This is a genomic window from Paenarthrobacter sp. TE4293, assembly GCF_050435325.1.
GTDB classification, from domain to species: domain Bacteria; phylum Actinomycetota; class Actinomycetes; order Actinomycetales; family Micrococcaceae; genus Arthrobacter; species Arthrobacter nitroguajacolicus_C.
This window is the reverse complement of sequence record NZ_JBNJRY010000001.1, coordinates 466,117-490,063: the sequence shown is the minus strand read 5'-3', so window position 1 is coordinate 490,063 and position 23,947 is coordinate 466,117. Positions and strand designations below refer to the sequence as shown.

General features: G+C 62.7%; 21 protein-coding genes. 13 read left to right on the top strand and 8 right to left on the bottom strand.

The window, feature by feature from the left end:
• The first annotated feature begins 16 nt into the window (after positions 1-16).
• Complete coding sequence (locus QF015_RS02290) at positions 17-1,057, top strand: sugar phosphate isomerase/epimerase family protein (RefSeq protein WP_310205246.1); 1,041 nt, start codon at positions 17-19, stop codon at positions 1,055-1,057.
• Between the two features lie 117 nt (positions 1,058-1,174).
• On the opposite strand, the gene QF015_RS02285 is transcribed toward QF015_RS02290, so the two are convergent.
• On the bottom strand, positions 1,175-1,837 hold the full coding sequence (locus QF015_RS02285) for a TMEM175 family protein (protein WP_310205244.1): 663 nt from the start codon (positions 1,835-1,837) through the stop codon (positions 1,175-1,177).
• A 57-nt stretch (positions 1,838-1,894) separates the two neighbouring features.
• Positions 1,895-2,206 (bottom strand): putative quinol monooxygenase, encoded by a 312-nt coding sequence (locus QF015_RS02280; RefSeq protein ID WP_429386596.1) that lies wholly within the window; start codon positions 2,204-2,206, stop codon positions 1,895-1,897.
• Between the two features lie 331 nt (positions 2,207-2,537).
• Between QF015_RS02280 and QF015_RS02275 the strand changes: the two genes are divergently transcribed.
• Positions 2,538-3,572: an AAA family ATPase gene (locus QF015_RS02275; protein ID WP_310205238.1), complete on the top strand. Its 1,035-nt coding sequence runs from the start codon at positions 2,538-2,540 to the stop codon at positions 3,570-3,572.
• Positions 3,573-3,667: 95 nt separating this feature from the next.
• On the opposite strand, the gene QF015_RS02270 is transcribed toward QF015_RS02275, so the two are convergent.
• Genes QF015_RS02270 through QF015_RS02260 form a run of 3 tightly spaced genes read right to left on the bottom strand, consistent with a single transcriptional unit; the run spans position 3,668 to position 5,709 of the window.
• Positions 3,668-4,435 (bottom strand): SCO1664 family protein, encoded by a 768-nt coding sequence (locus tag QF015_RS02270; RefSeq protein WP_429386594.1) that lies wholly within the window; start codon positions 4,433-4,435, stop codon positions 3,668-3,670.
• A complete protein-coding gene (locus tag QF015_RS02265; RefSeq protein ID WP_429386593.1) occupies positions 4,435-4,992 on the bottom strand; it encodes a DUF3090 domain-containing protein in 558 nt (185 codons plus the stop codon). Before QF015_RS02265 ends, QF015_RS02270 begins: the two co-directional genes overlap by 1 nt.
• A 24-nt stretch (positions 4,993-5,016) precedes the next feature.
• Positions 5,017-5,709, bottom strand: coding sequence for a histidine phosphatase family protein (locus QF015_RS02260; RefSeq protein ID WP_310205230.1), 693 nt, complete (start codon positions 5,707-5,709; stop codon positions 5,017-5,019).
• 216 nt (positions 5,710-5,925) lie between these two features.
• Between QF015_RS02260 and QF015_RS02255 the strand changes: the two genes are divergently transcribed.
• The gene (locus QF015_RS02255) at positions 5,926-8,148 is read left to right on the top strand and encodes a catalase (RefSeq protein ID WP_429386592.1); all 2,223 of its coding nucleotides are present in this window, start codon (positions 5,926-5,928) and stop codon (positions 8,146-8,148) included.
• A 144-nt stretch (positions 8,149-8,292) separates the two neighbouring features.
• Here QF015_RS02255 and QF015_RS02250 read toward each other — a convergent pair whose 3' ends face one another.
• A complete protein-coding gene (locus QF015_RS02250; protein ID WP_429386590.1) occupies positions 8,293-9,327 on the bottom strand; it encodes a DUF808 domain-containing protein in 1,035 nt (344 codons plus the stop codon).
• Positions 9,328-9,472: 145 nt separating this feature from the next.
• Between QF015_RS02250 and QF015_RS02245 the strand changes: the two genes are divergently transcribed.
• The 10 genes from QF015_RS02245 to QF015_RS02200 all read left to right on the top strand — a co-directional run bounded on the left by QF015_RS02245 (position 9,473) and on the right by QF015_RS02200 (position 20,985).
• Positions 9,473-9,601: a hypothetical protein gene (locus QF015_RS02245; protein ID WP_310205221.1), complete on the top strand. Its 129-nt coding sequence runs from the start codon at positions 9,473-9,475 to the stop codon at positions 9,599-9,601.
• A gap of 180 nt (positions 9,602-9,781) precedes the next feature.
• Positions 9,782-10,852, top strand: coding sequence for a LacI family DNA-binding transcriptional regulator (locus QF015_RS02240; protein ID WP_310205218.1), 1,071 nt, complete (start codon positions 9,782-9,784; stop codon positions 10,850-10,852).
• A gap of 80 nt (positions 10,853-10,932) precedes the next feature.
• A complete protein-coding gene (locus QF015_RS02235) occupies positions 10,933-12,606 on the top strand; it encodes an ABC transporter substrate-binding protein (RefSeq protein ID WP_310205217.1) in 1,674 nt (557 codons plus the stop codon).
• Between the two features lie 289 nt (positions 12,607-12,895).
• Positions 12,896-13,873, top strand: a complete 978-nt coding sequence (locus QF015_RS02230) for an ABC transporter permease (protein ID WP_429386587.1) — start codon at positions 12,896-12,898, stop codon at positions 13,871-13,873.
• Positions 13,874-13,884: 11 nt separating this feature from the next.
• Complete coding sequence (locus QF015_RS02225; RefSeq protein ID WP_429386585.1) at positions 13,885-14,820, top strand: ABC transporter permease; 936 nt, start codon at positions 13,885-13,887, stop codon at positions 14,818-14,820.
• Entirely contained in the window at positions 14,817-15,779 is a 963-nt protein-coding gene (locus QF015_RS02220; RefSeq protein WP_429386583.1) for an ABC transporter ATP-binding protein, read from the top strand. Before QF015_RS02225 ends, QF015_RS02220 begins: the two co-directional genes overlap by 4 nt.
• Positions 15,776-16,870, top strand: a complete 1,095-nt coding sequence (locus QF015_RS02215; protein ID WP_429386581.1) for an ABC transporter ATP-binding protein — start codon at positions 15,776-15,778, stop codon at positions 16,868-16,870. The genes QF015_RS02220 and QF015_RS02215 overlap by 4 nt, the downstream gene beginning before the upstream one ends.
• Positions 16,867-18,417: a glycoside hydrolase family 32 protein gene (locus QF015_RS02210; RefSeq protein WP_429386579.1), complete on the top strand. Its 1,551-nt coding sequence runs from the start codon at positions 16,867-16,869 to the stop codon at positions 18,415-18,417. Before QF015_RS02215 ends, QF015_RS02210 begins: the two co-directional genes overlap by 4 nt.
• Before the next feature lie 146 nt (positions 18,418-18,563).
• The gene (locus QF015_RS02205; protein WP_429386577.1) at positions 18,564-19,988 is read left to right on the top strand and encodes a glycoside hydrolase family 32 protein; all 1,425 of its coding nucleotides are present in this window, start codon (positions 18,564-18,566) and stop codon (positions 19,986-19,988) included.
• A 25-nt stretch (positions 19,989-20,013) separates the two neighbouring features.
• Positions 20,014-20,985, top strand: coding sequence for a carbohydrate kinase family protein (locus QF015_RS02200; protein WP_429386575.1), 972 nt, complete (start codon positions 20,014-20,016; stop codon positions 20,983-20,985).
• A 226-nt stretch (positions 20,986-21,211) separates the two neighbouring features.
• Here QF015_RS02200 and QF015_RS02195 read toward each other — a convergent pair whose 3' ends face one another.
• Positions 21,212-22,660, bottom strand: coding sequence for an SLC13 family permease (locus tag QF015_RS02195; RefSeq protein ID WP_310205197.1), 1,449 nt, complete (start codon positions 22,658-22,660; stop codon positions 21,212-21,214).
• Positions 22,661-22,672: 12 nt separating this feature from the next.
• On the bottom strand, positions 22,673-23,791 hold the full coding sequence (locus QF015_RS02190) for a PrpF domain-containing protein (protein WP_310205194.1): 1,119 nt from the start codon (positions 23,789-23,791) through the stop codon (positions 22,673-22,675).
• Between the last annotated feature and the right edge of the window lie 156 nt (positions 23,792-23,947).

The following is a 23,947-nucleotide window of genomic DNA, read 5'->3' as shown; positions in this document are numbered from 1 at the left end:
CAGAAGGGATACAAGCATGCCCGATCAACAGACACGCCCGTACACCCTGTTCACCGGCCAGTGGGCCGACCTCCCCTTCGAGGAAGTCGCCCGCCTTGCCTCGGGCTGGGGCTACGACGGCCTGGAAATCGCCGTCTCCGGAGACCACCTGGACGCCTGGCGCTGGGACGAACCCGGCTACGTCGAGTCCAAACTCGCAGTGTTGGAAAAGTACAACCTCAAGGTCTGGGCCATCTCCAACCACCTCAAGGGCCAGGCCGTCTGTGATGACCCCATCGACTTCCGCCACGAAGCGATCGTCGGGTCCAAGGTGTGGGGCGACGGTGACCCCGAAGGCGTCCGCCAACGCGCCGCCGAAGAAATGAAACACACCGCCCGCCTCGCCAAAGCGCTCGGCGTGGACACCGTCGTCGGGTTCACCGGCTCCTCCATCTGGCAGTACGTGGCCATGTTCCCGCCCGTCCCCGAAAAAGTCATCGACGCCGGCTACCAGGACTTCGCCGACCGCTGGAACCCCATCCTGGACGTCTTCGACGAATGCGGTGTCCGTTTCGCCCACGAAGTCCACCCGAGTGAAATCGCCTACGACTACTGGACCACCGTCCGGACCCTCGAAGCGATCGGCCACCGGGAAGCGTTCGGCCTGAACTGGGACCCTTCCCACTTCATGTGGCAGGGCATCGACCCGGTCTCCTTCATCTGGGACTTCAAAGACCGGATTTACCACGTGGACTGCAAGGACACCAAGCTCCGCCCGACTGGCCGGAACACCGTCATGGGCTCGCACCTGCCCTGGGGCGACCCCCGCCGAGGTTGGGACTTCGTCTCCGCCGGACGCGGCGACGTTCCCTGGGAATCATCCTTCCGCGCCCTGACCGCCATCGGCTACAACGGACCCATCAGCATCGAATGGGAAGACGCCGGCATGGACCGCCTCCACGGCGCCCCCGAAGCCCTCGCCGCGCTCAAGAAGTTCGACTTCCCCGCCTCCCAAACCAGCTTCGACGCCGCCTTCAGCAGCAAGGACCAGGACAAAACCGACGCGAACCGCGGGTAGGCCGGATCGGTAGTGGCAGGGGCTTGGACCTCCGCTCCCCGATAGCTGGGGAGCGGAGGTCCACTTCGTTGACCCGGTCCGTCGTTTGCTTGCGCCGGACGTTGCGTGCTTGATTTATCAGCGGCCTTTGGCTGGTCTGTCGCGCCATAGCCCTCGGAGGAAGCCCGGTCTGTGATCGAATCCGTGGCTGGTGAGCCCGTAGAACACGGGCAGGATCACGAAAATCACCGATGAAACCAGCGGATGGATGAGGACACCCGCCGCTCCGGCCGCGAGGTACAGCACCACTCCGGCAAGGGCACGGGGTCGTTCGCGGGCGAAGAAGGAATCCTCCACCTCCTCCTCGGTGAGCTCGGGATGACGCGCCAAGTGTGAGAAGAAGACCAACCATGACAGGCATAGCAGTGCCCCGATGATCGCGTACAGTGCGACCGCGACCCGTTCGTCGGCCAGATCGCCCGTCTTGGCAGTATCGATGATCACAGCCGTCGGCCAGGGCAAAAGGGCGATCGTCGCGAGAATTCCCAGGTTCGCCCACTGCAGGCTGACGTCCATCTCCCGGATACGGGAGAATGCGGCTTTGTGGTTGAGCCAGATCACGGCCAGGTAGAGGTATGAGGCTGCATACGCCAGGTATGTCGGCCATTGACCCAACAAGCCGGCCAGCAGCCCTCCGGGCTCGGTCTCTGGCGGCGTGAGCTCCAATATCAGGAGTGTGATAACGATCGCGATGACGGCGTCGCTGAATGCCTCGGCGCGGCTGGTGTCCGAACGTGTCACCCTCTGCTCCTGGGCCTGTGCATGGGCCGATGGCCCTTATGGAGGTGTGCTGGCCCTCTAATCGCTCTCGCCGGGCAGCTTGTATGCGAGCACATCGACGTTCTGTATGTTTGGTTCTTCGCTGAACAGGTCTGCTCCCTGGGCGGCAAGTGCTTGCCCGACACCGCCTGACAAGTGGGTTCGGCGGGCGTCGTCATCGGGGAATACGTCGAAGACTCCGAAAGTCGATTCGTCGAACTGGAGGGCGAACCAGGCGCGCGTACCTTGCTCCTGTTCGACGACCGAGCGCGCGTCACGGAGGAAGTCCGCGACGTCCTTCTCCTTGTCGGGCTTGGCCTTGAGGATCACCGACAGTGCAACGTTAATCATGACTTCCCACCCGGCCCGATCTGGCGGATTCCATAATGCACGACAGTTTTCATAGCGTCTCCTTAGAACGGTGCTGCAGCGAGAATGGTGCGGACCGGGACGGCCTCGTGGCACCCTCCTCAACATCCCCAGGGAGCGGTGCGACGCTCTGCCCAGTGTCCCAGTCATCGCTGGTCACCACAAGACACTGTTCCTTATCGCTGCCGGTTTCTGGCTGCTGGGCATCGCTATGCGCCGCTTCTGCTTGAGTTTCGTCCACCGATGAAGAGAAGCGTGATCCTGGCGCCAGTCAGGCTCACCGCCGTCGGGAATCGGGTACTACAGTGGATGTATGGCTGCCAGCCGCAATCCGCTCGATGACCTGCGTGAAACCATTGGCCATCTGGCCAATCAGCTCAAGCTGCCCGGCTCGGAGCGCGTCGACGACCTGGTAGGTGATCTCATCGGTGCCAGGCCCGGTCCGGCCCGGCCTCTGGTTGAGGTCCAGTCTGAGCTCGACGCCCTGGTGGGACTGGAGACCGTGAAGGAGCAGGTGCGGGGCCTCGTCGCTTTGCTCCAAGTCCAGGCCCGCCGCAAGGCGCATGGCCTGCCGGAGGTGGCCACGTCCCAGCATCTGGTGTTCCTTGGAAACCCGGGAACGGGCAAGACGACGGTGGCGCGACTCCTGGCCGAGATGTACCGGGCAGTCGGCCTGCTACAGAAAGGCCACCTGGTCGAGGTCGACCGTTCGGGGCTGGTGGGGCAGTACGTGGGTGCGACCGCTATCAAAACGGACCGGGTGATCCGGCGTGCACTGGACGGTGTCCTGTTTATCGACGAGGCGTACGCATTGGCTCCGGAGGATGGCCGGACGGACTTTGGGCCCGAGGCGATCGAGATACTGCTCAAGCGGATGGAAGACCACCGCCACCGCTTGGTTGTGATCGTGGCGGGGTACCCGCGGTTGATGGAGTCTTTCTTGCTCTCGAACCCGGGGTTGCGCTCCCGGTTTGCCCGTGAGATCACGTTCCCGGACTATTCCGTGGACGAACTCGAGACAATCTTCCACCAGATGTTGGCCCAGCACGAGTACACGTTGGAGCCTGGTGCTGATCATATGTTGCGTCGCATCCTTAGCGGGCTGCACGCGGGTGAGGAGTCAGGCAACGCCCGCTTCGCCCGCACGCTTTTTGAGCAAGCGCTCAACCGGCAGGCGCTGCGGCTGTCGCTCGACCAGGACCTAAGTCTTGACGCACTCGATCGTGAGGCTGTCATGACGCTCACCGCGGACGACCTCGTCGAAGCCGCGCTGGCCTTGGGTGAAGAGCCAGAGCCGGAACCGACGCCGGAACCGGAACAGTCGCGTTGGTGGCGCTGGCTCCTCTGACCGGATGACCCGGCACGGTCCAGAAGCATTGGTCACACTGCTGCCGAAGGGTGTCCCTGGTGCGACAGTTTTCCGTGGAATGGAGGCTATGTCCTCTAGAACAGCGGCCAGGGCAGCGCTGGCATGTCTCCGCTCGGGCCGGGGAACCGACGTGCCAGGCGCAACTGGGCACAGCGTCGGGCGATCGATGCGATTTCTCCGGTGCTGAGTAGGTTCGCCAGGTCCTGGCCCAGCCCACCGTGCAGCTCTTCGGAGACTCTATCGATGCCTTCGAGTTCCTCGGCGGTAAGCGGTTCTCCCAGCCATCCCCACAGCACTGTTCGCAGCTTGTGATCACTGTGAAAGGTCAGCCCATGGTCCACCCCGTGCCGGTGTCCACCCGTCATGGCAAGGATGTGGTCGCCTTTGCGGTCGGCATTGTTGACGACGACGTCGAAGACCGCCATGCGTCTGAGAGCAGGGGTATCTTCGTGGATGAGGGCCACCATCCGTCCGTCCTCATCTTGCCCTTCCAGAACCTGCTTCCATCCCGTCGTGGGAACCTGGTCTGTCGCGACCAGGTTCACGGCGCTGTGGACGGGGTCTTGTTCCTGCCAGAGCTGGACCATTCCTTCGCCCAAGGGACCATCGCGCAGCCAGGTCCGTGGCACGATGTCCCAGCCGAAGACCTCCGAAACCAGGTAGGAGGCCACCTCCCGGCCGGCCAGGGTGCCGTGGGGAAAATCCCACAGCGGACTTTCGCCTGCTACCGGCTTGTAGACAACTTCCAGGTCGCCGATGGTTCCGAGGAATGTGGCGTTTGAAGCCGATGTGATGCGGCCGGTGAGCGTCAGCTCGGAGGTCTCGAGGTCGGGCGCCGACATCAGACTTCGGGGACGGTGCAGGTGTGCCCTTCGGCGTCCATGGGGTAACCGCAGAGCGGGCACGTCGGCCGGCCGGCACCCACGACCTCACGGGTGCGCTTGGCGAATGCGCGGGCGGTGCCTACCGGCATCCTGACCAGCAACATTTCAGGCACGTTGGGTTCGTCGTCATCAAAGGATTCGTCGTCTTCGGCATCGGCATCGTCATCGGTGATGGGATACGCCTCGATGACAACCTGGGCCGTGGTGGGATCCCACCCCAGGCTCATGGCACCGGTGCGGAACTGCTCGTGAACGGCTTCAAGGGGGTCGTTGTCTACAAGCTCAAGGGGAGTGCCCGTGGGAACGCTGAAAGGATTGCCGTCGACGGTGATGAGTTGATCGAGAATTTCGTCGATTTTATCGGCGAGCACAGCCGACTGCTGCTTCTCCAAGGCAATACTCACGATCTGCTTCCCGGCGCGCACTTGCAGGTAGAACGTGCGGGCTCCGGGAATTCCAAGGGTGCCAACAACAACCCGATCAGGCCAGGCAAACTCGTGAACACGTGTAGGCATGTCAGTATTTTAGGCACATAAGGTTCACGGCGCCTGTTGTCCGGCACCGCCGCCTACCGGCGCGTCACCGGAGGCGATGCCGTTCGACAGCCATGTCAGCCCGCCCGCGTCGGTGTTGGTCGCGTAGACGGTCGGCCGTTGGGCGCCGTAGCGCACTATGGATACCGAGGCAGGGCCTACGGTAATACGCTGAAACATATCAAGGTGCATGCCGAGCGCGTCCGCGAGGATTGACTTGATGATGTCACCGTGGCTCACAGCCACCCAAACCGCCCCCGGGCCGTGTTCGGCTTCGAATGCGGCGTCGTGTCGTCGAATCGCTCCCACCGCTCGAGCCTGCATGGCGGCCATGGATTCACCGCCGGGGAAGACGACGGCGGACGGTTGCGTTTGCACCACCGGCCACAATTCTTCTGTTGCGAGATCACTGAGTGTGCGGCCCTGCCAGTGGCCGTAATCGCACTCGGTGAGGTCGTGATCGACCGGCGCGTAGGGCGTGATGCCCTGACGATCGAGGATTAGCTGGGCGGTCTGCCGGCAACGCTCAAGAGGACTGGACACCACCCCGACCAACGGCACGGGGGCGAGCCTGTCTGCCGTCACAGCCGACTGTTCGAGGCCGGTCTGGTCAAGGCTGACGCCAGCGGCCCGTCCGGCCAGCAGGCCAGTGGCATTGGCTGTGGTACGGCCGTGCCGCACGAGGATAACTGTCGCCATCCACCCAGCCTAACCACCAGCACGGGTGTCTTTGGCGCAGCGGCGCGTTCCAGGGGTCCCGGCAGTGCATTAGCCGGCATAGCCTGCACCCACCGAGCCTCGACGTGAGGCGGCACGTTGCACGTCTTGAGCAAGATCCATAAGGTACTAAGGAAGCTTACCTTTTTGGTGGAGTGGAGTATCCGGTTAGCCAATCAACATCGAGGAGAACGCGTAGTGCCAGTTGAGGACAACATCAGGATTCCAGGAGTTCCTTCGATCGAGCGCCCGGCGGTTGAAGAGCCAACGACGCCACGGGAGCCGTTGCCGCCGAAGCCCGATCAGCAGGGCCCGGAGGCGGTTTCGCCCACCGGTAGCCCGACTGGGGCACCCGCGAACTCGCGGACCCAGTCCGGCCAGTACCTGACCACCGCACAAGGTCTGAGGCTTGGCGATACAGACCACTCGTTGAAAGCGGGAGCGCGGGGTCCCATCCTGTTGCAGGATCACCACTTGCGGGAGAAGATCACGCATTTTGATCACGAGCGGATTCCCGAGCGGGTTGTGCACGCCAGAGGAGCCGGGGCCCATGGGACGTTCCGTTCTTACGGCACGGCGTCAAAAATAACCAAAGCGGGTTTCCTTGCCCCGGATGTGGAGACCCCCGTGTTTGTCAGGTTTTCCACTGTTTTGGGATCGAGGGGTTCCGCCGATACGGTCCGAGACACGCGTGGCTTCTCCACAAAGTTCTACACGGATGAGGGCACCTACGATCTGGTAGGCAACAACATCCCTGTCTTCTTCATTCAGGATGGCATCAAATTTCCGGACATCATCCATGCAGGAAAACCGCATCCTAACAGGGAAATCCCGCAGGCCCAAAGTGCCCACGACACGTTTTGGGATTTTGTTTCGTTGCATACAGAGGCACAGGCCCACACCATGTGGAACATGTCGGACCGCGGAATTCCGCGCTCCTACCGAACCATGGAAGGGTTCGGTGTCCACACCTTCCGGCTGGTAGACGCCGCTGGTGCGACCACTCTGGTGAAATTCCACTGGAAGCCGAAGCTGGGTGTCCACTCCTTGGTGTGGGAAGAAGCCCAGATCATCAATGGCATGGATCCAGATTTCCACCGCCGTGACCTGGCTGATGCGATCGAATCCGGCGCCTTCCCGCAGTGGGAGCTCGGAATCCAGACTTTCCCGGACACCGAAGACCAAATGTTCCAAGGCATCGACCTCCTGGATCCCACCAAGTTTGTCCCGGAGGAACTGGCACCAGTGCAGCCGATCGGGTTGATGACGCTGAACGCCAATCCGACCAACTACTTTGCCGAGACCGAGCAGGTTGCCTTCCATCCGGGACACCTGGTCCCGGGAATCGACGTCACCAACGATCCACTGCTGCAGGTGCGCCTTTTCTCCTACCTTGACACGCAGATTTCGCGGCTGGGCGGGCCGAACTTCGCGCAGATTCCCATCAATCGTCCGCACGCCCCGGTCAATGACATGCTCCGTGACGGGATGCACCAGACGGCGGTACATGGGGGAGTGGCTCCTTACCATCCCAATTCCCTTGACGGTGGTTGCCCGTTTATGGCCGGGCAGGACGTGGGAGCGTTTGTGGACGTCCCTGAGGAAGTCGCCGCGGCAATCAAGGAGCGGCGCAATCCGACGTCCTTCGATGACCACTTCAGCCAAGCCCGGCTCTTCTTCCGCAGCCTGGCGCCGGTGGAGCAGGATCATGTGATCCAGGCCTATACCTTCGAGCTTGGCAAGTGCTACGAAGCGGCCATCCGCGAACGCCAGCTCATGGCTTTGGCCAACATTGACGCTGGGCTTTGCGCTGCCGTAGCCAAGGGTCTGGGGATGCCCGTTCCCGGGGCAACCGTTCAGGTGCCGGAGGTTGAGCCCAGTCCCGCTGTATCGCAGCTTGGCGGCAAATGGCCTGTTGCTGGTCGCGTTGTCGGCATTATTGCCGACAGTGAAAGTGACCTCGCACTGGTGGCTTCGGCCCGCGAGGCAGTGGATGCGGCAGGGATGGTCCCTCTGGTCATTGCACCGTCCGGCGGTGTGCTGGATGCAGGGAATGGCAACACAGTTACCGTTCAAAGGAGCTACCTGACGGCGCGCTCCACGGAATTCGATGCACTTGTTGTTGCAGGCGCAGGCACACCTGCTCCGGATTCCATGCCGGGCCGGGATGCCAAGGCCGGCGAACCGGGAGTGGCCCTTGACCCGCGGGTGATTCTGATGGTGTCTGAGGCTTTCCGGCATGGCAAAGCCATTGGAGCCTGGGGTCCCGGTACGCCGGTCCTGGACGGGGCAGGTATTGATCAGGGTGCGCCCGGTGTCATCGTCGGCGACGGGCCTGAGGCGGTAATTCCGGTGGTCGGGGATCTGCTGTCGGCGCACCGTGCGTGGGACCGTTTCCCGGCAGCGGGGGCAGGTTCGTAGCCTTTTCGGTTGAACGCCAGGAAGTACGACGGCGGCGGGCGGGCACGTGGGCCAGCCCGCCGCCGTCGTGGTTCCGTCAGTGAAGAGGGGTCGGGAGAGTGGAAAGATCCTCAGGGACGATGCCGCCGTGAACCATGGACTGGATCAGGGTTCCTGCCGGGACGCCTGATGGCCATCACCCTTTGCCGGCCGGTGGCCGGACACTGCTGCGCGGAGATCGCCCTCTTCGTGCCCCTCCTTCTTCTTGCCCAACGGCAGAACTTTGAGCAGTGGATGCACGATGACCATGATGACCAGGCCCCAGATGGCGCCGAGGACGGCCGAGCATAGGGTGTTCACGAGCCAAGCGAGGAAACCGCCCACCACCGGGATCCCGGCGAAGGGTGTCTCAAGTACATGAACCAGGTCGTAAGGGCCGTGCCAGCCGAGGTCGTACGCACCCTGCAACATAATGTGGCCACCGACCCACAGCATGGCGATCGTCCCGATCAGGGTGATCGCAGCAAGTACAGCAGGCATCCCCTTGACGAGCATCCGGCCAAACCGTTGGGAGCCCGCAGAGTCCTTCGTGGTCAGGTGCAGGCCGATGTCGTCCATCTTGACGATGAGTCCGACCGCGCCGTAGACGATGACCGTGATCGCGAACGCTACGACGACCAGGATGACAGCCCGGACCCACAGGGACTCGTTGGCTACCTCGTTCATGGCGATAACCATGATCTCGCAGGACAGGATGAAGTCGGTGGTGATGGCGCCCTTGGTCACCTTGGCCTCCGCCTCAGGTCCGCGCTGAACCGCCGGCGCCGTCTCGGCAGCCGCATGGCCGCGGAGCTTGTGCCAGACCTTTTCGGCGCCCTCGTAGCAGAGGTAGGTGCCGCCGAGCATGAGGATGAACGGAATGACAGCTGGAATGAAGGCGCTGACGAGCAGGAGTGCCGGCAGGATGATCAGCAGCTTATTCCGCAGCGATCCCCAGAAAATACGCTTGATCATCGGTAGCTCGCGGGACGGATCTGCCCCGGACACGTATTGCGGGGTGACAGCGGCGTCGTCGATGACCACGCCAGCGGCTTTGGCCCCGGCCTTGGCGGCTCCTGCGGCGATGTCGTCAACGGAGGCAGCTGCTATGCGGGCAAGGGCGGCGACGTCATCCAACAACGCGACAAGTCCACCGCTCACAGGAGGGCCCCGTCCTGCTCGAGGGCGTGAAACTGAGAAGGCATATCTGGTTCGGTGAGCGTGATTGGCATGCTCGGATTATACGGTGGCGGGCGGAGCCTCTGATGTGCTGAGCGTCCTCGCACAGAGCCCTTATGCTTGCCTCATGTCTACTGACGAAGAAAAGGACCCTCCCGTACCTGCTGACGTTGAGGGCAAGATTCCGAGAAAAGTCCACGACGCCCCGGACGCAGAAGCACCAAAAGCTGCTACCGGCGAGCCGTCCGACAACTAGCCGGAAACCGGCTGGGTTCCACGCTCCAACAGCTCTGTTGACAGGCCGAAGTAACGCGCGTAACCTAAGTCACATATTCAGTTAGTAACGCGCGTTATCAACAGCGTTCTTTCCAGAACAGCCAGACAATGACGGACTGGCACCGCACTCGCAAGCAGATAAGAACACCCGGAGCATTCGATGGCGAAAAGCACCACCCCTGGCAACCCCGCCGCCGTAAAGCAGCGGGGAGTCACCATGAAGGACGTCGCGAAACACGCGGGCGTTTCCCGGACTGCTGTCTCGTTTGTGCTGAGCAACCGGGAGAATGCGAGCATCTCCGAGGAAACCCGAACCCGGATCAATGAGGCCGTGCAGGAATTGGGTTACCGCCCAAATGCCGGTGCCCGGGCGCTGGCATCACAGCGAAGTGACTGGTACGGAATCGTGACAGAGATCGTCACGGCACCGTTCGCCGTCGACATCATTAAAGGTGCCCAGGACCAAGCCTGGCTTGACCGGCGGTTCCTGCTCATCGCGCCCTCCGACCAGGCCGATGCCGTAGGACCCAACCAGGGCTTGGAAGACGCCGCAACGGAAAAACTGCTGGAACAACGAGTGGAAGGACTCCTTTACGCGGCCACTTTTCACCGGGGCGTCCACGTCCCGGCCAGTGCCAATGAAGTACCCACAGTCTTGATCAACTGCTTTGACGCGGACGGAAAGCTTCCTTCGATCGTCCCTGACGAGCGTGCGGGAGGCCGGGTCGCAGTAGAGCGGTTGCTGCAAGCCGGCCACACCCGGATAGGAGTCATCAACCTGGACCCGGCCATTCCTGCTGCAGTCGGGCGACTGGAAGGTGCACGCGAAGCACTGGCCGTCGCCGGACTGGAGTTGGACCCCGAATTAGTGGTGTCCGGCTACGCAACCGCCGATGGCGGGTACGAAGCCGCTTGCCGGATCCTGGATCGCTATCCACAGGAAGGCAGGCCAACTGCACTGTTCTGCCTCAACGACCGCATGGCGATGGGCGCTTATGACGCCATCAAAGAACGGGGCCTGACCATCCCCGGGGACGTCGCCGTGATCGGCTTCGACAACCAGGAACTCATTGCGGCCTACCTGAGGCCAAAACTGACCACGGTTGCGTTGCCGTTCGAAAAAATGGGCGCCCTTGGCGTTCAAACGCTAACCGCCCTAACAGCAGGACAGCCGATCATTGCCGACCAGCAATTGGTCGACTGTCCGCTGCTAGAACGCTCTTCGGTCTGACCGCGAAATCAACGTCGAAGAGCAAACCCCTTACCCACCCCTTCACCTTGGACGATGAAGATAGGAAAGAGATAACCATCATGACACAACCCCGATACTTCCGGGCTGCCCGGATGACGGCCGCAGGCCTGGCAGTGGGCGCGATGCTGCTCACCGGCTGCACAGCAAATGTCGCCAAGACAAGCACTTCCGACGCCGGAGCCAACGCTGCCGCCTTCCTCACCATTCCACGTGAAGACATGGGCACGTTCGTGCAGAACTTTAACCCGTTCGCACCCACTGTGAACCCCATGGTCCAGCAGTCCATCTATGAATCGCTCCTCATCTTCAACCCGGCCAAGGGAGACACTGTGCCGTGGCTGGCAACGGAATGGAAGGCATCCGAGGACGGCAGATCCATCACTTTCACCTTGCGGGACGGAGTGAAATGGTCCGACGGCCAGCCGTTCGTGGCCGATGACGTCGCCTACAGTTTCGAACTGCAAAAGAGGATCAAAGGTGGCTTCGAGTACCTGGACACCGTCACTGCAGAGGGCGGCAAAGTAACGTTCAACTTCAACAAGCCGTGGTCGCCTGCCCTGTACGACGTCGGTCAGCTCAGCATTCTGCCAAAGCACATCTGGTCCGCTGTGCCGGATCCGGAAAAAGACGCCAACGCCAAGCCTGTGGGCACCGGACCATACACCGAGGTTGACAGCTTCCAAGCCCAGTCCTTCGTGCTGAAGAAGAACCCCAACTACTGGCAACCGGACAAACAAAAGATCGCGGGCATCAAGATGCTCGCCTTCGCGGGTAATGACGGCGCCAACCTCGCTGCCGCGAACGGCGACGTGGACTGGGCTCCGCAATACATCCCGAACATCGAAAAGACCTTCGTCTCAAAGGACAAGGAGCACCGTCAGTACTGGTTCCCGGCCACGGGTGCCATGATCAACTGGCAGCTCAACACCACCAAGGCCCCCTTCAACGATGTCGATGTCCGCAAAGCCCTGAGTATGGCCGTAGACCGCGAACAGGTCACCAAGATCGGCATGAGCGGCTACGCCAAACCCGCCGACTGCACCGGACTCTCCGGCAATTACGAGACCTGGAAAAATGCTGAGGTCAAGGACAACTGCACGTGGACCAACCACGATGTCCGGAAGGCCAACGAACTCCTGGACAAGGCGGGTTACCCCAAGGGCGCTGACGGGAAGCGCACGCTCAAGGACGGCAAGCCTTTCGAATTCAAGATTTCCGTGGGTGCGACGTCTTCCGACTGGCTGTCGGTGGCCAACGTCATTGCCCAAAACCTGGCCGAGGTGGGAGTAACCGCCAAAGTGGAGTCCCCGGACTGGGCTGCTGTGGTTGCCGGCTACGAGACCGGTGACTTCGACTCAGGAATCGTCTGGAGCGCCAATGACCCCAGCCCGTACAAGTACTTCAATACGTCGATGGGCACGGCCGCTGTGAAGCCGGTAGGCACCAAGACCTTCGACAACTACCACCGCTACGGCGACCCGAAGGCGGATGCGCTCCTGGCTGACTTCGCCGCGGAGGCGGACGAGTCCAAGCAAAAGGACATCGCCAACAAGCTGCAGGAAGAGTACAACGACGTCGCACCTTTGGTGCCGCTGTTCTCCGGCCCTGAATGGGGTGCCTTCAACGACACCCGCTTCACCGGCTGGCCCACCGAGGACAACCCTTACGCAACCCTTTCCGTGAAGTCACCGACCACCGTCCTGGTGCTGACCACGTTGGAACCGCGCAAGTAGTCCCCACCGCCGCCCTAACCTCGCTGCGCTTCGGCCAGGGAACCCGAGCGGCGTGGGCCCACCCACCGCCGCCCTAACCTCGCTGCGCTTCGGCCAGGGAACCCGAGCGGCGTGGGCCCACCCACCGCCGCCCTAAACTCGCTGCGCTTCGGCCAGGGAACCCGAGCGGCGTGGGCCCACCCACCGCCGCCGCGGCCTCACTTCGCACGCCCGGCAGTTCCTTTGCCGACCGGCCGGCGCTGCCGGGCGTGCCCCCACACTTTCCGTAATTCCCGAATGGAGGGAAACCGTGCGCTTCATCCTGCGCCGCCTGGGTTTCTACCTGATCGCCTTCTGGGCATCCATCACCCTGAATTTCCTGCTCCCGCGTTTCATGCCCGGTGACCCCGTCTCCCGCATGTTCGCCCGCTCCCAGGACCGAATGCAGCCCGAACAGATCGAGGCCCTGCGCAAGCTGCTGGGTGTTGATGATCGGCCACTGTGGGAGCAGTACATCGACTACATGCACAACATCTTCACCGGGCAGATGGGTGTCTCCATATCCCGTTTCCCCACACCGGTCACCGAAGTCATTTCGTCCCAAATCGGCTGGACTCTCCTGCTGGGCGGAACCGCGCTGGTGATCGCCGCCGTCGTGGGCAACCTGCTGGGCATCCTGGCCGCATGGCGGCGCGGCGGAGCGATCGATTCCGCACTCCCGCCGGTGCTGGTGTTCATTGGCTCGTTCCCGTATTTCTGGCTTGCCATGGGCGCCCTGTACCTGTTCGGCGTGGTGTTGGGTTGGTTCCCGATCCGCCATGCGTTCACCGACGGCTTGGAGCCCGCGTTCACTTGGGAGTTCATCGGCGACGTCGGTGCCCACCTCGTGCTGCCGGCGCTGACGATCGTCCTGGTTTCCATCGGCGGTTGGATGCTGGGCATGCGCAACACCATGATCGCCACGAACTCCGAGGACTACATCACCATGGCCGAAGCCAAAGGACTTCGACCGGGCCGCATCATGCTCCGCTACGCAGCGCGTAATGCCATGCTGCCGTCTGTGACGAGCTTCGGCATGGGCCTGGGGTTCGTAGTGGGCGGGGCGTTGCTCACTGAAGTGGTGTTCGCCTATCCCGGAGTCGGCTACCAACTCCTCAACGCCGTCCAAGGCCTGGACTACCCGCTCATGCAGGGCCTGTTCCTGACCATCACCGCTGCCGTGCTGCTGGCCAATTTCCTGGTGGACATCCTCTACGTCCGCCTCGACCCGCGCGTGCGCAGCAACTAGAGGGACTGATCATGACAACCGCACTTCTGAAGGAACCAACTCAAACTCCGGTACGCAAGCCGAACCGCAGCTATGTCCACGGCCTGCTCAGCAACAAGAAAGCCCTGACGGGCATGACCGTGATGATCGTCTTCGTCGCACTGGCGCTGCTGGCACCGGTCCTGTTTCCCGGGGACCCGTCACGGATCACGGCCATGGCCTCACTGGAACCATCATCCGAGCACTGGCTGGGCACTACTGCCAAAGGACAGGACGTGCTCGCGCTGACCGTCCACGGTTCACGAAGCTCTCTGTTCGTGGGGCTGACCGTGGGCTTGGCGTCCACCTTCATCGGCATCCTCGTAGGCCTCGCCTCGGCATACTTCGGCAAGTTCATTGACGAAGCACTCTCCCTGGTCACCAACGTCTTTCTGCTCCTGCCGGGCCTGCCGCTGCTGGTCATCCTGGCCGCTTTCCTTCCACCAGGTCTGGGCACAGTGATCCTGGTTCTTGTGGTCACTGGGTGGGCCGGCTCAGCCCGCGTCCTGCGCTCACAAGCGCTATCCATCCGCTCCAAGGACTTTGTGGCTGCGGCCGTGGTGTCCGGCGAACGCGCCGGCCGGATCATGTTCCGCGAAATCCTGCCCAATATGGCCTCGATCGTCATGGGCACCCTGCTGGCCTGCGTGATTTATGGGATCGGTGCCCAAGCGGGTCTGGAGTTCCTGGGACTGGGCGATGTCAGCACGGTCTCCTGGGGCAACAACCTCTTCTGGGCCGGCAATGAAGGCGCGCTGCTGACCGGCAGTTGGTGGGTCTTCGTACCTTCAGGCGTATGTATCGCGCTGGTCGCGTTCGCCCTTGCCCTGATCAACTACGCCGTGGACGAAGTCACTAATCCGCGGCTGCGAAAGATCAAGACGCCCAAAACAACACCCACGAAAGCCGAAACGAGCGCCGCCAAATGACCATCTCCCAAGTTTCCTTCGGCTCCCACGAACCTGTCCTGGACGTCAAGGACCTCACGGTCAAGTACGTCGGCGACACCCGCTCCACCACCGCCGTCGATCGTGTTTCCTTCAGCATCGGCACCGGTGAGGTGTTCGGCCTCGCGGGGGAGTCCGGCTGTGGCAAGTCCACCATCGCAAACTCGATCATGAGGCTCCTGAAGGATCCCGCAAAGATCGCCGGTGGCAGCATTTCCTTCGGCGGCAAGGACGTCCTCGCCATGAGCCCGGAAGAACTGCGGCGCTTCCGCTGGCAGGACGTGGCCATGGTGTTCCAGTCGGCCATGAACTCCCTCAATCCGGTGCTGACCATCGGCGAGCAGATCGTGGACATCTTCACCACCCACGCCGGTTACTCCCGCAAGGAATCGCTGCGCCGAGCCGGTGAACTGCTGGAGCTCGTGAGGATCGACCCCGCTCGACTCAAGTCCTATCCGCACCAGCTCTCCGGCGGAATGCGTCAACGTGCCGTCATTGCCATGGCCGTGGCGCTCAAGCCGTCACTGTTGATCCTCGACGAACCCACCACCGCACTGGACGTGGTGGTGCAGCAGGAGATCATGGCTCAAATCAAGGACCTCCAGCGCGAACTCGGCTTCTCCGTCCTCTTCATCACGCACGATATGTCCCTCATGGTGGAACTCTCCCACCGCATGGCCGTGATGTACGGCGGCCGGATCGTAGAGACCGCAAAAGCCCAGGACGTCTACGCCCACCCCCGCCACCCCTACACCCAGGCGCTCATGGGAGCGTTTCCGCCACTCACTGGGCCCCGCGTACCGCTGACAGGCCTGCCCGACGGCGTGAAGTTCCGCAACATCCCGGACCTCACCGAGGCTGCACCCGGCCACTTTGTGGCACCTTTCGGTGCCGACGCTTCGGTTACCCAATCCGCCAATCTGGAAGGAGCCGCACGATGAGCCACTCACTCCTGACGTCGGAGTCCGGAACCGTCACCGGCCACCCTGTCCTGGAAATCCGGGGCCTGGGGAAGTCGTTCCCCGTCGGCGGGCTGTTCTCCCGCGGATCGGTCCGTGCCCTGCATGGTGTTGACCTGACCATTGGCCGGGGTGAAATCGTAGCCCTCGTGGGGGAGTCCGGTTCCGGCAAAAGCACCTTGGCCCGCTGCGTTGCCCGGCTCGAAAAGCCGGGCTCCGGCGAGATTCTCCTTGACGGCGTCGACGTCCTCACCCGCGACCGCTTCCAAGCGTCCCGTGGGTTCCGGTCCCAGCTGCAGATGGTGTTCCAGGATCCCTTCGGGTCATTGAACCCGGCCCATAGGATCGAGCACTTCCTGCGGCGTTCGTTGGCGATCCATGGCAAAAGTGGACGTTCCGAGGAAGAGACCCAGCGGCGGCTCGCCGAACTGCTGACCACTGTTGGCCTGGACGCTGACATGCTGAACTCGTATCCGCACGAGCTGTCCGGCGGCCAGCGCCAACGCGTTGCGATAGCACGTGCGCTCGCGGTTGAGCCGCAGGTCATTTTGGCCGACGAGCCTACCTCCATGCTGGACGTTTCCGTCCGGATCGGCGTGCTGAACCTGATGCGTAAACTCCGTGACGAGCAAGGCATTTCCATGCTCTACATCACCCATGACCTCGCATCTGCCCGGTACCTGGCGGACCGGACGGCAGTCATGTTCGCAGGTGAACTCGTTGAAGAAGGCGAGTCCCTGGACCTGCTGTCCAACCCCGCGCATCCCTACACACAACTGCTGGTGTCGGCGGTGCCGGACCCCGCCCGCGCAGGCTCGTACGATCCCGTCCGTCGGGCCGAACTGCGGCAAGCGGTCATGGCCTCGACGCACTGCGCGTTCGACGGCGACCCGAACCAGGCCTGCTCGGCTGAAGAACCCGTCCGCCATCAGGTGGGGGAACCCGTAAACCGCCACTGGGTGCGCTGCCACCTGTACCGCCCATGGGCCGCCGCCGGTGGCCATGCCTTGGCAAGTGAACCGCTCCGACCCGGCCACCCGGCGTCGACCGCTCAAGAAGAGGCTTCCGCATGACTGAATTGACCCATCCGCTCGCTACCGTGCCGCAGGATGAATTGGTGGCCCGCGCCGAGGCAGATCCACTGAGGCCGCGCTTCCACTTTGTCTCACCGGCCGGTTGGCTCAACGATCCCAATGGCGTTAGCCAGTGGGACGGTACCTACCACCTCTTCTATCAGTACAACCCGGAGGGTGCCTTCCACCACCGCATCCAGTGGGGTCATGCCACCAGCACCGACCTGGTCACCTGGGCAGACCAACCCGTCGCCTTGTCACCCACCGCGGGACCGGACGCCGAGGGCTGCTGGTCCGGGGTGTTGGTGAACGACGGCGGCAGGCCCACCTTGGTGTACTCGGGCCGCTCGGACGGCAGGGAAGTGCCTTGCCTCGCAGTGGGCTCCCCGGACTTGTTGACCTGGACCAAGGATCCCGGGAATCCTGTGATCGCAGCCCCGCCCGCCGGGGTAGACATCACGGCCTACCGCGATCACTGCGTATGGCGCGAAGGGTCCACGTGGCGGCAATTGGTGGGTTCAGGTATTCGACACCGTGGCGGCACGGCCTTCCTGTACGAGTCTTCAGATCTGCGCTCCTGGGACTACATCGGACCGCTTGTCATAGGCGATGCCTCCCAAGGCGATCCTGGAGACACTGACTGGACCGGGACCATGTGGGAATGCGTCGACCTGTTCCGGGCGGGGCAGGGCTCGCTGGGGTCTGCCCCTGCTGATGACTCCACGGACGTTCTGGTCTTTTCCGCGTGGGACGACGGAGAAACCCGCCACCCGCTCTACTGGACCGGCCGCTACGCCGGCGATACCTTCGAGCCCGGGGCGTTGCACCGGCTCGATTACGGAGGACGGTTCTTCTACGCCCCGCAGTCTTTCCTGGATGAGTCCGGCCGGCGTGTCATGTTCGGCTGGATGCAGGAAGGCCGCAGTGATGCAGCAATGGTGGAAGCCGGATGGTCAGGCGTCATGAGCCTGCCGCGGGTCACCTCCTTGGCGAAGGATGGAACCTTGGACTTCGCACCGGTCCCTGAGATCGAGACGCTGCGCAGGAACCATGTCAGCGCGCCGGCCAAGGTGTTGGTGGGGGGTGGACCTTCCGTGGATACGGGTGTCTCCGGCAAGCAGTTGGATCTTGAGCTGGACGTGCACCTGGCGCCCGGTACCGAGCTCCGCCTGGGAGTGCTCGGATCCGTGGATGGTGTTGAGGAGACGGTGATCGTGCTGGGCCGGGCCGCCGATGGAACCCCGGCCGGGGTTCTCCGTTTGGACCGTACCCGCAGCAGCCTCGACCCTGCGCTCGATGTGGAGGACAAGGCCGGACCCCTTCCGATGATCGACGGCCGGGTCCACCTGCGCGTCCTGGTGGACCGGTCCGCCGTCGAAATTTTCGCCAACGGAAAGCCGCTGACGGCCCGCGTCTACCCGACCCTGGACGGCGGGCGCGTGACACTGGCGGCCACCGAAGGTTCGGTGCGCATTCTTTCCTTCGACGCATGGACGATGGCCGGGATCTTTGACAGTACCCGCAGCCTCTTGCCGGAACGGAAGTGAAACCGATGGAGAAATCATCAGCGGTTTCCCGCCGCGGTCTGCTGACCGGCGCCGGAGCGGTTGCGTTGACCGGATCAATCGCCTTGTCTGGTCCCGCGGGGCCAGCGTCCGCCGGTAACGGCCGCCCGTCGAAAGGAACATCCCGGATGCGCCCGGTCTATCACTTCAGCGTGCCTGATAACTGGAAGAACGATCCCCAACGACCCATCTACCTGGATGGCGAGTACCACTATTACTACCTGTACAACGCTGACTACCTCACAGGCGGCGGTGGAACATCCTGGCGCCGTGCCACCACCACCGATCATGTCGAGTTCAGGGACCGCGGGGTCGCCATACCAAAGTTCAGCAACGGCAACGGTGACTGCTGGTCCGGCTGTTTGGTGGTTGATGAGCGAAATACTGCCGGTTACGGAGTGGGAGCCGTCATAGCCCTGGTCACCCAAGCACCGGAAGGGCGGCAAGCCCAGTACCTTTGGTACTCGATGGACCGAGGCCGTTCCTTCAAGCCCGGCGGCCAGGCGCCGGTGCTGGCCAACCCGGGCGTACCCGATTTCCGCGATCCCAAGGTGGTCTGGGACGCCGACCGTGAACGGTGGTTCATGGCCAACGCCGAGGGACAAAAGCTCGGCTTCTACGCCTCGCCGGATCTTCGGTCATGGACGCGTGTGGGGGAGTTTCACCGCAACGATATGGGTTTGCTTGAATGCCCGGACATTTTCCAAATGACTGCCGACGACGGCACCTCGCATTGGGTGCTCGGCACCAGTGCCAACGGAAAAGGACGCGGTTTGCCCGCGACGTACGCCTACTGGACTGGAGCCTTCGACGGCAGTTCCTTCACCCCCGACCGTCCCGAGCCGGAGTGGCTGGACTATGGCTTCGACTTCTACGGCGCAGTGACCTACCCGCATCACGACGCGTCAGGGGCGGAGGACCCAGCCCTTCGCCGGGCGATTGGATGGGCAAACTTCTGGGACTATCCCCACAACACCCCCACTCCGGCCACGGACGGCTACAACGGCGACGACATGATCGTCCGTGATATCCGCCTGAAGCGGGGAAGCGCGGGCTACTACCTCGCCTCCGCTCCAACGGCTGCGCTGGAGAACCACGTGAAGCGCACACATCAACTGGGTGATGTGGCCGTGGCCGGTTTTCACGACCTGAAGATCCGCTCGAACGCCTACGATCTGTCCTGCGAGATGGTGTGGGATCCTGCCGTGCCGCCGGCCAATCTTGGACTGGAAGTATGCCGTGCGCCTGGTGGTGGGAGGCATGTGGCCACAGGCGCGTTCCTGCGTGGCCCGTTTACCTACGTTAACCGCCGCCCCACGATCAACCCCACAGCGGGTGAAACCCAGACTGCGATCGATCCCGCCACCGGGCGCCTCACGATCCGCCTACTGGTCGATCGCACCAGCGTCGAGATGTTTGTCGGCGACGGGCGTGTGGTCCACTCACACAGGGTTTTTCCGCTTGAAGGCGACGACGGCATCCGACTCTACGCCCATGAAGGAACGGCCACGTTCCGGGACCTGACCATCCGCGAACTCAAAGCGACGCGTTAGACCGCCCCCACAACGAGAGAAACCCATGGACTACCAAGAAACAGCCACACGTGACACCCCTTGGGCGCTTGATGTCACAGTCGTCGGTGAAGCACTCATCGACGTCGTCACGACCCCCAACCACAGGTCGGAGCACCCAGGAGGCTCGCCGGCCAACGTCGCCTACGGACTTGCACGGCTCGGGGTGCCTACAGGCCTGCTCACGGCCCTGGGCCCGGACATTCGGGGAAAGACCATCGAGAGCCACCTCAGCAGTGCCGGAGTGGTGCTTTTGCCTGGATCGCGATCCCTCAAGCAGACGGCCTCGGCAACAGCAACCCTTACACCCGACGGCTCCGCCCACTACGACTTCGATATCACCTGGGACCTGGACCCCTGCACCCCTGCTGCTTTCCCCAAAATACTGCACACCGGTTCCATCGCCACGTTCCTTGAACCAGGTGCCGGTGTGGTGAAGTCCTTGCTGGAACAAACCCACGGGCACTGCTTGATGACCTATGACCCCAACATCAGGCCCGCCCTCCTCGGGAGCCACCAGGAAGCCAAAGCCCTCTTCGAGGACTTCGTGGCGCTCACCGACGTCGTTAAACTCAGCGACGAGGATGCCCAGTGGCTCTACCCTGGCAAAAGCACCGGCGAAACAGCTGCGCACATCCTGGGACTCGGTGCCAGGATGTGCGTCATCACGAAGGGCGCACAAGGTTCCCAGTTCACCACGCCCGCCGTCGATATCAGCATCCCTGCCGTGAGGACCACAGTCGCCGACACCATTGGAGCCGGAGACTCCTTCATGTCAGCGTTGATCTTCGGATTACTCAACCGGTCAACCGGAGTATTTACCCCGGCCGTAGTGGAGCAGCTGGGGCGCCTTGCCACGGCGGCAGCAGCCATCACTGTGCACCGCCCCGGAGCACATCCGCCCACCCTTGAGGAGTTGAACGCGATGGACGCCCGGCTGCTGTCCAAGCCCAGGCGGAGTGTATCCGGCGAGGGCTAATGGATGGGAAGCGCTGGAGCAGCGTCCGGTTTGTGAGGGCGTTCGACGGCGGTACCAGGCCCCTTGCCGTCTTCGGAACAACGGCAGGACCACCTCGAGGTGGCCCTGCCGTTGGCGCGTATGGAGCCGGTCCTGCGCCCGTCGTTCGGGCTTCCTGTTGCGATGGTCTGCAGGTGCGGTTCCTTACGCGTGCCGACCCTTTTCGTCGGCGGTCTATCGGTGTCCGTTACATGATGCCGGTGGGTACCAGGAGTGCCCACGCCAGCGCTGGTGCCACGAGGACGACGCCGCCGGCGTACATCATGAGTTGCTTGTAGACGCGCTGGCGATCGTCGTCGCGGGCGTTGGCGACAACGAGGGCGCCATCGGTGGAGAAGGGCGAAACATCAACGACGGTCGCGGCGATGGCCAGGGCGGCGACCGTTCCTGACGCGCTGAGCGAGCTTGTGGCAAGGAGCGGGCCGGCCAGCGGAATGAACGCGGTGAGGAGAGCCGTGGAGGAAGCGAAGGCCGAGCCGACGCCGATGACGTAGCAGAGCACCAAGGCGATGAGCAGGGGAGCGCCGAGCGCGAGGGCTTGTTCGGCGAGGGTATCGATGACGCCCACATGCTGGAGCAATGACACGTAGGTGATCATGCCCGCCACGAGCAGGACCGTTGACCAGGAGACTCCCCCGATGAAGGTCCGGTGTTCCTTGATGTTGACCAGCGCCAGCAGGAGCCCGGCGGAGAGGGCCACAAAGCCGATCGGCATGTGGAAGCCCAGGGCGCAGACGAGCATTGCCGCAATGAGTCCAAGCGTCAGAATTTGCTGGCCGTGGGGCCGGGCGCTGCGCGTGGTGTCCAGGTCGGCGTGCTGGCCTGTGGCGCCGTCGCGCAATTTTCCCAGAAGGGCGAAAAGCACCACGGTCAGTACTGACAGGATGAGGTTCAAGGCGAAGCTTGCAGCGAAGAGTGAGCCCTGGGAGATGGGAAAACCGTTCTTCACAGCGATGTCGTGTACCAGTACACCTGCTACCGACAGCGGTGAGAAGCCGCCGGCGTGAGCTCCGTTAATAATGAAGGCGCCCATGAGGACTGGATGGATGCGTGACTCGTAGGCCAGCCCCAAAGCGGCGGGGGCCAGCAGGGCCACCGCGGCGGGGGAGAAGGTCCCCAGAGCTGTCAGCGACGCCGCAAGGAGGAAGAACACCCACGGGAGCATCATGGTCTTGCCACGGACCAGCCGAACACAGATCTGAACGATGATGTCGATGGTCCCGTTGCGCTGGGCCATGCTGAAGAAGTACGTGACGCCGATGATGGTGATGACGATGTTCGCGGGGAACTCGGCCAGGATTTCCTTGTCCGTCATGCCCAGCATGAAATAGCCGACGATGAACGATGCCACGAGTCCCATGACCCCGATGTTCAACGGCCATTTGGTGGCCACGACGAACATCACCACGAGGATGACCAAGGGGATGATCTGGGTGGCTGTCATGGTCGGCTCCGATTCCTGGGTGGCCGCCGGGTTGAAAATGGCGCCTCCAAACAGGATGGCGGCCAGGCCCAGGATCACGGAAGCGGCAACCGTTATCAGAAGGATACGGCGACGGCGGTTGGGACTGCCGGGACTCTGCTCCCGGACTTCGCTCTCTGACTCGGGAACTGGTGGGGAAATAGTCTTAGCCATGGTGGTGTCTCCTCATCGAGTGGCTGTTGCTAGTGAGGCTTCGACGGCGTTGCCGAGAGTCTCAGGGAGATGGATGATGCTGCTGGCGATGGTGCGGGCCGTTCTGTCCACGCCGATGACAAGGGAATCGTCTCGTTGCTCGGTCCAGGTTTCGATCACGCCTGCCGGCGTGCGAAGTTTCAACGTGTCGTGAGGAACGGTGCCTGTGATCTCGCTCAGCACCGTGCCCCGGGTGCGGGCAGCAAGCGTCAAAGCGATGCTTCCCGTGATGGCCAGGGCGGGGTGTGGCTTGCCCATTGAGAGCATCATGACGTTGACGTCGCCTTCCGGGTCCGTCCCGTCCGGAGGACCGACGATGGCGAGCTTGGGAACGGCCCGGGCGGCCTCGTCAGGTGTTGCTGCCATGCCCATACTGACTGCAGCCTGTCGGCGAACGAGGTCCAAAGTGTCCAAGTGCAACTCCACACCGGCTACCCAAGTGTCATAGCGGCTGACATCCAGCCCCAATTCCTCGGCCGGGACAATGACCACTGGCGCTCCAGCGTCGACCATCGATACCGTCCAGCGCCTTCCGCCGGCCACTATTGTGTCGGTCGCCGATCCTGTGGGGAGCAGTTTTCCGGTGGTCTTGCCGGCAGGATCCCGGAAGCCAAGCCCCACCCTGTACCCGGGAAATGCGACGCCGGGCATCTCTGCATCCGGAACGATTGGCAGGGCACCGTCCGGGGTGGAAACCCGTTGGATGATGATCTGGCCTGTGTTGGTGTTGCGGGTGACGATGCGGGTGGAATCACCCTCCGGCAGGACCCACCCTTTTTCAAGGGCGTAAAGTCCGACAACGGCGGAGCAATTCCCACAGTTGCTTCCCCAGTCAACGGCAGCTTCTTCAATACCTACCTGGGCAAAGGTGAACTCCACGTCCACGGACGGGTCCGAGGGCCGGTTCAGGATCATCGCTTTGCTGGTAGTCGACGTTGCCCCGCCAACTCCGTCGATCTGCCGGGAGTCCGGGCTTCCGAAGAGTCGTGGAAGCAGTTCGTCGACATCCGTGCCGGCGTTGTCCAGGTGGTGACTTTCAAAGACCCAGCATTTGCTGGTACCTCCACGCATCCATTCAGCTTCGATCTTCATTCCGGTTCCTGATTCTCGTGGTGTTCAACTGACGTTGTTGCCTGTAACGAGGATGATCCGGATCACAAGTGAAGACAATGTTGGATATATGATGGGGGCTGTAGCATTGCTTAAAACAGCTCAGCAAGGCGCATAGGATGCCATGGTCTTGCCTCA

What these genes read in the sequence shown, in the direction of transcription:
- QF015_RS02260 (WP_310205230.1), bottom strand. Translation starts at nt 5,709, where the DNA reads ATGGCGACAGTTATCCTCGTGCGGCACGGCCGTACCACAGCCAATGCC.
- QF015_RS02205 (WP_429386577.1), top strand. Translation starts at nt 18,564, where the DNA reads ATGCGCCCGGTCTATCACTTCAGCGTGCCTGATAACTGGAAGAACGAT.
- QF015_RS02240 (WP_310205218.1), top strand. Translation starts at nt 9,782, where the DNA reads ATGGCGAAAAGCACCACCCCTGGCAACCCCGCCGCCGTAAAGCAGCGG.
- QF015_RS02220 (WP_429386583.1), top strand. Translation starts at nt 14,817, where the DNA reads ATGACCATCTCCCAAGTTTCCTTCGGCTCCCACGAACCTGTCCTGGAC.
- QF015_RS02265 (WP_429386593.1), bottom strand. Translation starts at nt 4,992, where the DNA reads ATGCCTACACGTGTTCACGAGTTTGCCTGGCCTGATCGGGTTGTTGTT.
- QF015_RS02200 (WP_429386575.1), top strand. Translation starts at nt 20,014, where the DNA reads ATGGACTACCAAGAAACAGCCACACGTGACACCCCTTGGGCGCTTGAT.
- QF015_RS02210 (WP_429386579.1), top strand. Translation starts at nt 16,867, where the DNA reads ATGACTGAATTGACCCATCCGCTCGCTACCGTGCCGCAGGATGAATTG.
- QF015_RS02195 (WP_310205197.1), bottom strand. Translation starts at nt 22,660, where the DNA reads ATGGCTAAGACTATTTCCCCACCAGTTCCCGAGTCAGAGAGCGAAGTC.
- QF015_RS02215 (WP_429386581.1), top strand. Translation starts at nt 15,776, where the DNA reads ATGAGCCACTCACTCCTGACGTCGGAGTCCGGAACCGTCACCGGCCAC.
- QF015_RS02270 (WP_429386594.1), bottom strand. Translation starts at nt 4,435, where the DNA reads ATGTCGGCGCCCGACCTCGAGACCTCCGAGCTGACGCTCACCGGCCGC.
- QF015_RS02275 (WP_310205238.1), top strand. Translation starts at nt 2,538, where the DNA reads ATGGCTGCCAGCCGCAATCCGCTCGATGACCTGCGTGAAACCATTGGC.
- QF015_RS02235 (WP_310205217.1), top strand. Translation starts at nt 10,933, where the DNA reads ATGACACAACCCCGATACTTCCGGGCTGCCCGGATGACGGCCGCAGGC.
- QF015_RS02225 (WP_429386585.1), top strand. Translation starts at nt 13,885, where the DNA reads ATGACAACCGCACTTCTGAAGGAACCAACTCAAACTCCGGTACGCAAG.
- QF015_RS02280 (WP_429386596.1), bottom strand. Translation starts at nt 2,206, where the DNA reads ATGATTAACGTTGCACTGTCGGTGATCCTCAAGGCCAAGCCCGACAAG.
- QF015_RS02290 (WP_310205246.1), top strand. Translation starts at nt 17, where the DNA reads ATGCCCGATCAACAGACACGCCCGTACACCCTGTTCACCGGCCAGTGG.
- QF015_RS02190 (WP_310205194.1), bottom strand. Translation starts at nt 23,791, where the DNA reads ATGAAGATCGAAGCTGAATGGATGCGTGGAGGTACCAGCAAATGCTGG.
- QF015_RS02245 (WP_310205221.1), top strand. Translation starts at nt 9,473, where the DNA reads ATGTCTACTGACGAAGAAAAGGACCCTCCCGTACCTGCTGACGTTGAG.